Here is a 12,820-nt window from a genome sequence, read left to right on the forward strand (position 1 = left end):
TTCTGAAACGGGTTATCTTAACCCAACACATTTCCCAGATATAGGAACAGCATACTGATAAGAACCAGCAGCAAATCCACAGCCTTACTCTTCAGGTTCTTCTCACGGAACACCATCGCTCCGAAAAGGAATGAAACTACAACGCTGCTTCTTCTTACCATCGATACAATGGAAATCATTGAATCTTCCATAGACAACGCATAGAAATACACGAAATCGGCAGCCGACAGGAATATGGAAATCAATATTATACACCAGTCCCAACGAAAAGGAGTACCATGCTTGCGTCTAGGCCACCACAAAAACAGTATCACTCCTCCCATAAGGAACAGCTGATATATATTATACCATGCCTGTACAACCATATTATTGAACTGCCCCATAAGATACTTGTCGTAAAGTCCGCTTATAGCACCGAGAACTGCTGCCAATACAACAAACCATACCCAGCGGTCGTGTTTGAAATCTATCCCCTCCTTTTTGCCGGAACGGCTAAGCAGGAAGAAAGAAACAATAGCCAGCAGAACTCCTATCCACTGATATGCATTAAGGCGCTCACCAAAAATGAGAAGTGCTCCTACAAGCGTCATCACAGGACGTGTGGCATTGATAGGGCCTACTATTGTAAGAGGCAGATGCTTCATGCCGAAATAGCCGAACACCCACGAACCAAGCACAATAAACGACTTCAATATAATAAATTTATGGACTTCCCATCCCGCTTCGGGCACATAAAATAATGATCCTGAAAGCATATCCGGTCTGAAATAAGAAATCAGTATAAACGGAAGGAATATCAGACTGGAAAATAATGTATTCAATCCCAAAACAGGAAGTACGGCATTGTTAGCCAGCGATTTCTTCTTGAATACATCATAAAAGCCCAGCAAAGCAGCCGAGCAGAAAGCCAATAGTAACCACATATCTTTAGTTTTTAAGTTCTTAAGTTTTTAGTTTATGAGTTTGTATGTAAAGCAAATCTTCTACAGAAACAAATCCTCCGGATAACCTATGTCAACAAGAAAAAGGGCGTGAGCCGGAACAGAAGTTCCTGCGCTACAACGGTTCTTTTCCTCTATAACCTTTCGAAATCCATCGACAGATAATTTTCCGCGTCCAACCTCCACCAAGGTACCGACTACGGCACGCACCATGTTGCGTAAAAATCTGTCAGCCTGAATTGTAAATACCCATTCGTCCTCTCCACACTGACTCCAGCAGGCATGCATAATCTTGCAGTTATTGGTCTTTACATCAGTATGGAGCTTGCTGAAACTTGTGAAATCCGTATATTCAAACAGGGTTGCCGCTGCCTCATTCATCTTTTCAATATCAAGTTTCTGAAAAATTCTCCATGAATAATGGCGTGCAAAAGGATCCTTGCGTGTGGTTATATAATACTTGTATGTACGGTATGTTGCATCAAAACGGGCATGAGCATCCTCACGGACACGTCGGACACTATAAACTGATATATCCTGTGGCAACAGACGATTCAACTTGTCTGTCACCATATCACAATCCAATTCGCGGTCAATATCAAAATGTGCCACCATAAGTCTGGCATGCACACCGGCATCCGTACGTCCTGCACCCACCACCTCAATACTGTCATCTCTCAAAAAGACCGACAAAGCCTTGTTAAGAGTTTCCTGTACACTCTCACCATTAGGCTGTATCTGCCATCCGTGGTAGTTTGTACCATCATATGCAAGGTATATAAAATATCTGTTCATCACAATATATTATCTTGCTGTTATATGAAAACATCCCTGTTTCAATTCATACTTTACGTAACATTTCTCTTCCTTTTTCAGGTCACGAAGGACTTCTGCAAGAACCAATTTCAATGTATCCGCACGTACATCCTGCATAGGACGTCCGTCGGGATCTTCCACTTTGGTAAATCTCTTCCAGCTTATATCAAAGGTTGTTCCGTAAAAATGACATGAATTCATTGATGCATTGCCGTTAGTACGCCTCAAACGCTTAACATCCTCTTTAGTACGAGTAACGGAAGTAACTATAATCTTGTTTGGATTAAGTCCTTTATTCTCTAGCGAATCAAGAAAGTTCTCACCTATTGTCTCAAGCAGAGCGCTTGCAGTCGGAACCAGATAAGGAATGGAATGTGTCAATGAATCCATGTCATAATATTCGCAAGGACCTATTTCCACCAGTTTCTTTTTAAGGCTTTCAGCCTCTTCACGCGACGCCACAGGAGATATACCTATAGCCTTTGCCGATTTTAACTGTACGGCATTCAAATCGCCGAAAGAACGTTTGTAACTCACCACACCTTTTATATTGCGTGGGTTATTCATTTTCATAGTTTTGTCTCCACATGATGAAAATGCCATAACGACAATACCAAATGCGAAGAAAGCACCTAATAAATTCTTCATTCTGTTATATTTATATTTTCGGGCGCAAAATTAGCAATAATGCTTGATATTGTGAAAACAGGCAACAGTATTTATTCAACATTTTGGTTATTACCAAAAGTTATAAGCCATAAAATAAGATGAAAAACAACATATTGGCAAAAGCACTATCTTTGCAGCCGGAAACAAGAAACTTTAATATAAAACAAGAACGATATGTTTACAAAAGAAAATCGCGCCAATACCATACACGGTATTCTGCTTATCGCACTATTCTCTTTCGCTGCATTCTACATCGCAGAAATTCCATTTGTAAAAAGTTTGTCATTCAGTCCGCTGATTGTAGGTATAATCCTTGGTATGCTGTATGCCAACAGCCTCAGAAACAAGCTGCCTGAGACATGGGTTCCGGGAATAAAATTCTGTACTAAACAGATACTTCGTGCAGGTATCGTACTCTACGGTTTCCGCCTTACACTTACACAAGTAGCTGCAGTAGGAATACCAGCTGTTGTAATAGATACAATAATAGTGGCAGGAACGATCTTCCTGGGAGTGTGGTTAGGCAAACTCCTGAAAATGGATGCCGACACATCACTGATGACTGCTACAGGTAGTGCCATATGCGGTGCTGCGGCAGTACTTGGAGCAGAACCGGTTGTTAAATGCGAAGGTCACAAAACAGCCATTGCAGTTTCTACAGTGGTTATATTCGGAACAATATCAATGTTCCTCTATCCTATCATGTACCGTTCCGGAATGCTTGATGCACTGGGAGATACAGGAGTGGCAATCTACACAGGAAGTACACTTCACGAAGTGGCACACGTGGCAGGTGCCGGAAACGCTATGGACCCTACAGACTCACTTGGTATAGCAGGTACGGCTACAATCACTAAGATGATCCGTGTGATGATGCTTGCTCCGGTACTTGTGATAATGGGTATAGCACTTTCAGGTCGCAAGACTAAAGATGCCAGTGGCAAGGTCCAGAAAAGCAAAATCACTATTCCATGGTTTGCATTCGGATTTATCAGCATAATATGTGTCAATTCACTACTGCAATACCTTCTAGGGGTAGATAGCGTAAAAGAAATCCCTTTAAACGGTGCAATAGAGTATATAGATACATTCATGCTTACAATGGCAATGACTGCACTTGGAACAGACACCAGCATTGACAAATTCAAACAGGCAGGTGCAAAACCATTTGTTCTAGCCGGACTACTTTATATATGGCTTGTGGGTGGTGGATATATGATTACTAAGTATCTGGTACCTATGCTGGGATAACATGAAAGTATAAAAAACAAACAAAACAAAACTAACTTGATAAAAAACGACCCTCGCTTCAATGGAATATCCACGAAGCGAGGGTTATCTTTTTTAATACATATCCTTATTTCCAATAATTTCCGCTCTCATTAGGAATATTATCATAATCATCAAGTTTGTTACATCCCCTAAATGCGCCGACAGACTCTATTATTTCAATAAACTGAGTATTGTATTCAGGATTATTACGTTCATATAAATGAACTTTTTTACCGTCTATCATTGTGTAAGGAGATTCACCTGTAAGTGAACTACAGCCATTGAAAAGATTTTTAACCTTTACAATTTTTCTTTGGTTATCAAATAATGTAACCGGTATAGTGGTAAGACTTGTACATCCATTGAAAGCATCTTCGAAGAATGTCACATTCTTATTGTTATCAAACAGACCTTCCGGCAATGCTTTAAGCGATGAACAACCTCTGAACAAGGCGCCCATATTATCTACATTCCCCATATTTGAGAACAAATCTGAAGGAATGCTTTCCAATGAAGTACAATCAGTAAACAGACCGTACAAATTTCCGTACTGATAATGTTGAATATCTGTAATATAACTTATGTGACAGCTTGAAAAAAGTCCTTCCGGAATTGTTTTCAACGAACTACATCTGTAGAACATACATTTGATATCGTTCAGATAAGTGTTATTTTTAAACAGGCCGGCAGGGATTGAAACAAGCTTACTACATCCTGAAAATGCATATTGCATTGAAACAACATTACTATTATTGTAAAATAGTTTCTCCGGTATCATTTCCAAATTAGAGCAACCATAAAAGACCTGGTCAAAGCTTCTGGTACTTGTGCAATTAGCAAACAGATTTTCAGGTATCTCAGTAAGTCCTGTACAATCTTCAAAAGTACTTTCAAAGTCAGTAGCAGATATAGCATAAGAGAATAATCCTGAAGGGATAGATGTTATAGAAGTACATCCTTTAAAACTGTTCTCAAAAGATTTTATATCACTAAATGCTCCGCATAAATCGTCCGGAATAGATTCAAGAGTTACAACATCCTCCAGGTCAAGTTCAAGTAAATCTGTATCTCCCCATTGTTCAATACTCAACAATGACTTACACATTACTGAACCTACTCTTTGGTTCTCCATTGATATTTTTTCCAAAGAACCCCTAAAAGCTACGACCACCTCCTGTGAAGAGATTTTATAACTATGTCTAATGTCACCAGGATAAACGTACTTATCTATATATTCTTCAGAACCGTCACCCCATGTGATATACCCTCTTACATTACCCCAGAATGGCAAATAGACAGTATTTTCATTCAATGACGTAAGAGCAAATTTCATTCTAAGTTCATGTTCTTCTCCACGAACATCAGTCGTAACGGAAGTTTGTGTTATACCGGAGAAATTATCGAACTTGTCTTTTGCGGCAATATATACAAAGTACTTCTTTCCCTCATCAAGTCCTTCCAATTCATAGGTATTTCCTTCTTCCAGCAATCTTATATTCATAAACCTATCATAATTATTATCATTGACAGCTTCTCTCTGTATTTCGGAAAGAGGAATGGAATCTTCTGTCGAATAAATTCCATAAGCATAAACACCTTCACTGGCCTCCAAATTCATAACAACAGAGTTTATGCTCTTTTCATAATCGACAACTCTTACAGATTTACCAGCTTCTTGCATAATCTGTATTGAAGCTATAATACTATCAGGATTATTATATCCATACACAAGCAACTTATCTGTAATAGTTTCTGTCTTGGCATTTGTATTGAAATATACAATGGTTTCTGTTGGACTGCTCACATAGAAATCAGGCTCTCTAAAGATAAAGAAAGGAATATCATCGGCACTTTCAATCTGACCTCCATTTTCATTGAATTTATTGAAAGATTCCAAGCAAAAATGTAATTCATCAACAATATTGGTTTCATACCTTAAAGCAAAGGTATTATTTCCATATGTTTCGTCAACATATCCACATGCAGGCACAACAATATTTTCTGCACCAAACTTAAAATACGGTTCTTTTCCATCTGAAGTATGAAAACCATCTTCATACCCTTCATCAGAAGTATCGCCAAGATCATCTTCATCTTCTTCACCACCTTCAATGAGGTCGATCAATTTATCACATGATGTCATTGTCACTGATACTGTAAATACAGGCAATAATACGACAAGGAAATAAAAAATACAGCGGTTTAATAGCTTTATGGATCTCATAACCATGATAACTTTTTAATAATTTATAGTGTATCGGTAGTAATCATTTCCTGATTTTACGTATTCAGATTTGCGATTTTTTGTAGTAGTGTAGTAGTATCTTACTATTACTTCTTCTTGCTTTTCTTCATCCCATTTTATACGTTCTTCGAATGAATCGGTTGTCCAGATTTCATACGAATAATTATATATCTTATATGGAATAGAAATGGTTACGCCTGTAAGGTTTTTATCTTCATCAAAAGTATATTCTACTGGCACTGCTTCTTCCGAGTATTCAGCTGATTTACCTGTTACTACTTCGATTAATTTATTTGGTTCTTTACATCTTTCATCTTCAATACTTATATTTCCATCTGACATTTCATCACCAAATCCAGGAATCTTCTCCAAACAAAAATCACTTGTTTTTGCAAGACGACCGATATAGAAAAGAAAATCAAATTCAAAACCACCTCCAACGTATGCCATCATGTCTATCATACCATTGTTTGGATATTTATTGGCATAATATGAATTATCGAAAGTATATTCATCATCATTTTCATATTCACCATCACAGAAATATTTACTCATCAATCCATTTTCATAAGAAAAAATATATTGATCATCTTCATTACCATACTCATATGTCAATATCTTAGCAAGACGAACATCATCAGTATAGCCGAATTTTGCAACGTTACGATAACTGCTTTCATATTCATCCTTTTTCCGAACTTCAACAGCATTGCCTCTATCATCCAAGGATATAACATAACGTGTTTCATCAGATTCAGAAGATCCAGATTCCACTTCTTCAAGTTTTGCCTGAATCTCTCCAACTATACTATAGTCGAAAGACATGGTACGAGTATATTTACCGGAATTATACTTTTCACTACCTTCTTTCACTATACGCGCCACAGAACCGTCATCATAGTATGAAAATTTCAAAGAATATTCTTCTTCGTACTGACTGTTACCAACATCAACAGAACTGTTGTCTGTTTCATTATAAATTATTTCCTTAATTTGTTTTGCCACAGTTCCAGCAGAAGTTTCCCCTTTCTGTTCTACTGTTATTATCACTTCACTTTCACCACAAACAATCTTTATCTCTGCCTTACGAGATGCTCCGGTAAAATTTTTTGTAAGCGAAACTGTAATAGTACATTCACCGGCTTCACCACCATAAGAACTCAGTTTAAGCCATGAAAGACTTTCACCTACTTTAGAGCTAGCAACTTCTTCTACTGATGCGCTCCAAGACGCATCTGCCGTAAATTTTATAATAGCTTCCAGATTTTCATCAGCACTTACAACAAGTGATGTTGAAGTACCATCAGACAATTCAATTTGATCTTGTGTTCCTAAAACCTCGTCACATGATGTCAGCGCAACTGCCAACAACAGTAATAATGAATAAAATGCTTTCATAATAGATAATATTAATTAGTATTCTTAAATATTCTTATTAGGATCAAGATGAATTATGCCATTATTAATGGCCTTTAATACCAATTCAACAGCATTTCTTACCTCGAATTTTGAGAACAAGCTCTTTCTGTGAGACTCAACAGTATTGACCGACACATGTAGCGATTCAGCTATTTCTTTTGTTTGCATTCCCATAGAAATAGCTTTCAAGACATCCATTTCACGATTTGTCAACAATGAATGATAGTCTGGAGTGTCGCCATTCAACCTTAATCTTTTCTTTATCTTATTGAATTCATCACAAAAATAACTTTCCCCGTTCAGAACACTCCTCAACGCATTTTTTATTTCATCAGTATCAGCCGATTTAAGTATAACACCATCAACCCCCATCTGAATAAGTTTCTTTACTACCCAGGGTTCTTCGTGCATAGTGTTTATAATTATACGAGTTTGCGGCACCATGTTCCTTATTATTTCCATAAGCTCAAAGCCACTTAAATCTGGCAACTCAATATCAATCAAGCAAACTGCAAATGAATTGTTTTTCATAAGTGTTATGGCCTCCGAACCGGAGGATGCAGTATATACTTCACCTATTTCAAGCATACTGTCAACAATGAATTTTATACCTTGAAGTATCAAAGCATGGTCATCAATCAATAATACTGCAGGTTTAGCGTTTTTCATTTCATTTCCATATACCTCCATAACACCCAACAATCACATTTATTTACAATTAAACAAATAAATTTGTTTTACAATGCAAAGGAACATAAATATAAAGAAAGAAAATTCACCGAAAACCGTGATTTTTACATTTCTCAAACATTTCCAAACAGATGTATATCAATATTTATGACAACTCCATTATCTTTTGTCACATAATAGATACCTCCAATTGTTTTAAGTCGGTCGTCTATTGTACGCATACCTATACCGCTATTTTTATTATCATTTTCATCCCATTTTCCATCATAAGAAATCTCCATTTTCAGATTTTCCATCTCTTGTTTCATCTTTACCTGAACTTGATCCACATTAGCATATTTAACAATATTGCTCATCATTTCCTGCATTATGCGATAAACTTCATATCCAACCTTGTGAGGTATCTGCTCCCATCCTTTATCAGAACTTGATGTATATTCAATATGTATTCCTGTCTGTTCTTCTGCCTTCGCAAAATAATCATTAAGCATTTCGTCAAGGTCTGTAAATTGAAAACTTGGAGGCATAAGTTCGTGAGAAATATCTCTTACTCCACATCTTATTTCTTCAAGAAGATGTATGGCGTTCTGCTTTTCCTCGTCAGACACATTATTCCTTTTAATATGCATAATTACACCAAGCAAATCATTACACACACCATCATGCAGGTCTTTTGCCAATCGTTTTCGTTCATTTTCCAATCCGTCAATATATCTTTTGGCAGATATAAGTTCGGCTTCTTTTTGTTGGATTTTACGTTTATGCTGCAGAACAAGGATTATAATGAACAATAAAACTATGACAACACCCATATATATACCCAAACGGACATTGGCAGCCTTCTGACGTGCATGCTCATTCTCAAGTCTTGATATTTCAAGTTCTTTAGCATTGACATTGAGCTTTGCATTCAATTCAGACATCTCTGTATTAATACTTGTTTTCATCAATGAATCAGTGTAAGCATAAACATCCAGAAGTTTTTCAAAAGCTTTCTTATAATCACCCAATCCTTCATAGTTGTGATATAAAAGTCTGTTGTAGGCTTCATATGAAATCTGAGACAAAAGCTGAGGATTTCCTAAAAGTATATCAAGACTTTTCTGATACTCTCCCATCCAATTATATATGCTGGCACGCGTTGCCATAATCTCAAGAGCTGTCGGACTGCCTGCAGGAATTTCATCGACGTACTTTCCGTACTTATCCATATATATCTTTACAGAATCCTTTTTGCCCCATAGCTGATAATTACTTAACAATGGACCGAACGAACTCATTGCCAGCATTATAAAATTCTTGTCTATAGCCATCTCGATATTGTCTTTCAGAATTTCAGCTCCTTCGGTATATTTCCCCATCCTGGCATAAGCTGCAGCCAATAAAATTCTGGAATACATATACATATTTACATCATCAATCTCTTGAGCATATTTTGCTGCGATCTCAGCATTCGGTAATGCATCACCATATCTTTCACTGGCAAAATACATTGCACCTATATTATAGTATATAGATGACAACGTACTCTTATCAGCAGAAATCTTAGCATAATCGCTAGCCTGATTATAATAAAATAATGTGGAATCCGTTATACCAAGCTTCCTATAAACCACTCCGACAGACATGGAGACGGTTGCCTCAAAATCATAATCACGTTCTTTCATCTTAGAAGCATGTGACAACAAATCCAAATACATTGTTTTAGATTTTTCAAACTCCCCATGAGAATAATAATATGTAGCCTTTGAATTTAAAAGACGAAGATACATCCAACTGCCATATTCAGGCTTTTTATAAATATCAAGTCCTTTATCTGTAAAATATATGGCAGAATCAATATTGACAGATTCATATTCTTCGCTTAACCGCAAATATATCTCAGCCAAATGTTCCTTTTGCAAACCTTTTCCTTCTGTTTTTGATAATTCAATTCTCAAGCTGTCCGACACCGGTGTATTACAAACAGCATAACCTAGACACAAAAGTCCCCCTAAAACCACACACATTAATTTTTTGATCATAATAAAAAAAAACATTTAATTTATATATCCGTAAAAATAATAATAATCTTAATACTAAAGCATCAAAATAGGATTTTATTATTATCATAAATATAATACATGACATACAGGTAATTATATGACAAAAATGACATGACAAAAAAGATGTATCGCATGACAATTATGTCATCTATAATACTTTTCTTTGATTTACATCAATAAAAGGTCATAAAAATAGAAAAACATGTCGTAAAACATATTTTGCATTAAAAAAGGACTTATCTTTGCAGTGTAATTAAAGACCGAAAGGTCCTAAGCTTAACTAAACACATAAATAATTTTAAGGTTAATAGGTAAAATGATTAAGGTAAAAGTCGAAGGCCGGCCGTGAGGTTCGCCTGAGAAAAGAAAAGTTATTATTAACTTAAAGAAGAAAGGATAACATTATGAAAAAGGTAAAAAGTATTTTTAACAAGATTGCCAATGCAAACCCAATGATTTGGGGTTATGTAATGTTGAACGACAACATGGCAAACAGAAAGTAAAATTTCGGGTCGTAATGACCCTTGTAATTCGAAAATTATGACCGTGAGGTCTGTAAATAAAGAAAAGCGTCTGTATCAATCTACAGGCGCTTTTTTCATTTCAAAGAAATGCTCAAGGTATCCATCGTTAAATATGAATTTATTGTTATATTCGCAATCTGAAAAAACATAAAAAAGAAAGTTACTGTCCTACAATGGCTACATTAGATATAGACACAAGCAATCAGGAATTCCAGAATGCACTAAAGTTAATACAATATACACACCAGTCCGTCTTTCTTACGGGTAAGGCCGGAACCGGAAAATCCACATTCCTGAAATATATCTGCCAGAATACAAAAAAGAAATATGTAGTTCTGGCTCCTACAGGTATTGCTGCCATTAATGCAGGAGGAAGCACTATGCACAGTTTTTTCAAACTTCCGTTTCATCCGCTCCTACCGGACGACCCAAAATTCAGAGGAAACAGACTCCACGAATCACTTAAATATACATCCAATCACAGAAAACTACTGAAAAGTCTTGAACTGGTCATTATTGATGAGATTTCAATGGTAAGGGCCGACATTATAGACTTCATAGACAAAGTTTTAAGAGTATATTCAGGAAACATGAGGGAGCCTTTCGGTGGAAAGCAGCTGTTGCTGGTCGGTGATGTATTCCAACTTGAACCTGTAGTAAAAAGTGATGAAAAGGAAATACTAAGCAGGTTCTATCCTAATCCGTATTTCTTTTCGGCAAATGTATTCCGACAGATGGAATTGGTATCCATAGAACTGACCAAAGTATATAGACAAACAGACAAGGCTTTCGTAGGAATACTTGACCATATACGAACCAACACGACACGTGCAGCCGATCTGCAACTTCTTAATACACGTTTCAACGCGCCTGTTTCAAACAACGAAAGTGACATGTACATCACACTTGCTACACGACGTGACAGTGTGGATTACATCAACGAAAGAAAACTGGAAGAACTTGACAGTCAGCCGGTAGTATTAAAGGGTGAAATAAAAGGTGAGTTTCCTGAAAGCAGTCTTCCTACAAATATGGAACTGACCGTTAAAAAAGGTGCACAGATAATTTTCATAAAGAACGACATGGAAAAGCGCTGGGTGAACGGCACTTTGGGAACAATAACAGGATTTCTACCGGACGGAAGCATAAGCATCACTACGGAAGAAGGCAGGGAATTCTATGTGGAGCAGGAAAGCTGGAGCAACATACGCTATCATTACAACGAACAGGAAAAGAAAATTGAAGAAGAGGAACTTGGCACCTTCAAACAGTTTCCTATAAAATTAGCATGGGCCATAACTGTACACAAGAGTCAGGGACTTACATTCAACCGTGTTATAATAGATTTCACAGGAGGAGTATTCGCCGGAGGACAAACATACGTAGCCCTAAGCAGATGTACATCACTGGAAGGAATACAGCTGAAAAAAGAAATTACGAAGTCAGACATCTTTGTGAAGCCTGAAATTGCAGAGTTTGCACAAAAATTCAATGATGCAATGTCCATTGAACGCGCTATGAAAAAAGCGCAGGCCGACATTGAATACGAAAAGGCTATAAAAGAATTCGACAAAGGTAATTTCGCAGAATTCTTAGACAGCTTTTTCAAAGCCATACACAGCCGTTACGATATTGAGAAACCACTTATACAGAGATATATACGAAAGAAACTCGGAATAATCAACAAATTAAAAGCTGAAAACAAGGCACTGAAAGAAGAGCTGGGAAAACAAAAGGAAAATCTAAAAAAATATGCCCATGAGTACTACCTTATGGGAAATGAATGCATCACCAAGGCTAAAGATACAAGAGCTGCACATGCAAATTTTGACAAGGCGATAGAACTGTATCCTGAATTTGTCGATGCATGGGTGAGAAAAGGTGTTACGTTTTTCGACGAAGACAATGTGGAGGAAGCGGAAAGATGCCTTAACCATGCACTGCATATTCAGCCAAACAATTTTAAAGCAATATATAACCGTGGCAAACTAAGACTTTTCACAGGCAGAACCGAAGAAGCTATTTCAGACCTTGACAGAGCCACAAGTCTGAAACCGGAGAACGCAGGAGCACACCAATTCTTCGGAGAAGCACTCGAAGCAGCAGGAATGGAATACGAAGCAGAGATACAATACAGAATAGCTGAAGAGCTTAGAAAGAAACAAAAATAAAAAACGATTTCTCAATATTTTTTATTAT

At 37.0% G+C, this 12,820-nt stretch carries 9 protein-coding genes; 2 read left to right on the forward strand and 7 right to left on the reverse strand.

The window, feature by feature from the left end; translation table 11 throughout:
* Nucleotides 1–17: 17 nt before the first annotated feature.
* Genes OCV82_RS06095 through OCV82_RS06105 form a run of 3 tightly spaced genes read right to left on the reverse strand, consistent with a single transcriptional unit; the run spans nt 18 to nt 2,360 of the window.
* Nucleotides 18–923, reverse strand: coding sequence for a DMT family transporter (locus tag OCV82_RS06095; RefSeq protein WP_154043628.1), 906 nt, complete (start codon nt 921–923; stop codon nt 18–20).
* Between the two features lie 60 nt (nt 924–983).
* Nucleotides 984–1,736: a tRNA pseudouridine(38-40) synthase TruA gene (truA, locus tag OCV82_RS06100; RefSeq protein ID WP_154043629.1), complete on the reverse strand. Its 753-nt coding sequence runs from the start codon at nt 1,734–1,736 to the stop codon at nt 984–986.
* A gap of 9 nt (nt 1,737–1,745) precedes the next feature.
* Nucleotides 1,746–2,360 carry a DUF5715 family protein gene (locus OCV82_RS06105; protein ID WP_239469208.1) on the reverse strand — a complete coding sequence of 205 codons (615 nt, stop codon included), beginning with the start codon at nt 2,358–2,360 and terminating at the stop codon, nt 1,746–1,748.
* A gap of 240 nt (nt 2,361–2,600) precedes the next feature.
* Between OCV82_RS06105 and OCV82_RS06110 the strand changes: the two genes are divergently transcribed.
* Nucleotides 2,601–3,677 (forward strand): YeiH family protein, encoded by a 1,077-nt coding sequence (locus tag OCV82_RS06110; RefSeq protein ID WP_154043631.1) that lies wholly within the window; start codon nt 2,601–2,603, stop codon nt 3,675–3,677.
* 106 nt (nt 3,678–3,783) lie between these two features.
* On the opposite strand, the gene OCV82_RS06115 is transcribed toward OCV82_RS06110, so the two are convergent.
* The 4 genes from OCV82_RS06115 to OCV82_RS06130 form a co-directional block, all read right to left on the reverse strand.
* Complete coding sequence (locus OCV82_RS06115) at nt 3,784–5,922, reverse strand: leucine-rich repeat domain-containing protein (protein ID WP_262543117.1); 2,139 nt, start codon at nt 5,920–5,922, stop codon at nt 3,784–3,786.
* 15 nt (nt 5,923–5,937) lie between these two features.
* On the reverse strand, nt 5,938–7,341 hold the full coding sequence (locus tag OCV82_RS06120) for a BACON domain-containing protein (RefSeq protein WP_154043633.1): 1,404 nt from the start codon (nt 7,339–7,341) through the stop codon (nt 5,938–5,940).
* 24 nt (nt 7,342–7,365) lie between these two features.
* Nucleotides 7,366–8,031, reverse strand: coding sequence for a response regulator (locus OCV82_RS06125; RefSeq protein ID WP_154043634.1), 666 nt, complete (start codon nt 8,029–8,031; stop codon nt 7,366–7,368).
* Nucleotides 8,032–8,165: 134 nt separating this feature from the next.
* Nucleotides 8,166–10,076, reverse strand: a complete 1,911-nt coding sequence (locus OCV82_RS06130) for a tetratricopeptide repeat-containing sensor histidine kinase (RefSeq protein ID WP_262543120.1) — start codon at nt 10,074–10,076, stop codon at nt 8,166–8,168.
* Nucleotides 10,077–10,794: 718 nt separating this feature from the next.
* Between OCV82_RS06130 and OCV82_RS06135 the strand changes: the two genes are divergently transcribed.
* Nucleotides 10,795–12,792, forward strand: a complete 1,998-nt coding sequence (locus OCV82_RS06135) for an AAA family ATPase (protein ID WP_154043636.1) — start codon at nt 10,795–10,797, stop codon at nt 12,790–12,792.
* Nucleotides 12,793–12,820 lie beyond the last annotated feature (28 nt).

It is taken from the genome of Bacteroides cellulolyticus (genome assembly GCF_025567135.1).
In the GTDB taxonomy this organism is placed as follows: Bacteria; Bacteroidota; Bacteroidia; order Bacteroidales; family Bacteroidaceae; genus Phocaeicola; species Phocaeicola cellulolyticus.

Bases quoted from the DNA above. Each gene is read 5' to 3' on its own strand.
- OCV82_RS06115 (WP_262543117.1), bottom strand. From the start codon at position 5,922: ATGAGATCCATAAAGCTATTAAACCGCTGTATTTTTTATTTCCTTGTC.
- OCV82_RS06130 (WP_262543120.1), bottom strand. From the start codon at position 10,076: ATGATCAAAAAATTAATGTGTGTGGTTTTAGGGGGACTTTTGTGTCTA.
- OCV82_RS06125 (WP_154043634.1), bottom strand. From the start codon at position 8,031: ATGAAAAACGCTAAACCTGCAGTATTATTGATTGATGACCATGCTTTG.
- OCV82_RS06120 (WP_154043633.1), bottom strand. From the start codon at position 7,341: ATGAAAGCATTTTATTCATTATTACTGTTGTTGGCAGTTGCGCTGACA.
- OCV82_RS06135 (WP_154043636.1), top strand. From the start codon at position 10,795: ATGGCTACATTAGATATAGACACAAGCAATCAGGAATTCCAGAATGCA.
- OCV82_RS06095 (WP_154043628.1), bottom strand. From the start codon at position 923: ATGTGGTTACTATTGGCTTTCTGCTCGGCTGCTTTGCTGGGCTTTTAT.
- truA (WP_154043629.1), bottom strand. From the start codon at position 1,736: ATGAACAGATATTTTATATACCTTGCATATGATGGTACAAACTACCAC.
- OCV82_RS06105 (WP_239469208.1), bottom strand. From the start codon at position 2,360: ATGGCATTTTCATCATGTGGAGACAAAACTATGAAAATGAATAACCCA.
- OCV82_RS06110 (WP_154043631.1), top strand. From the start codon at position 2,601: ATGTTTACAAAAGAAAATCGCGCCAATACCATACACGGTATTCTGCTT.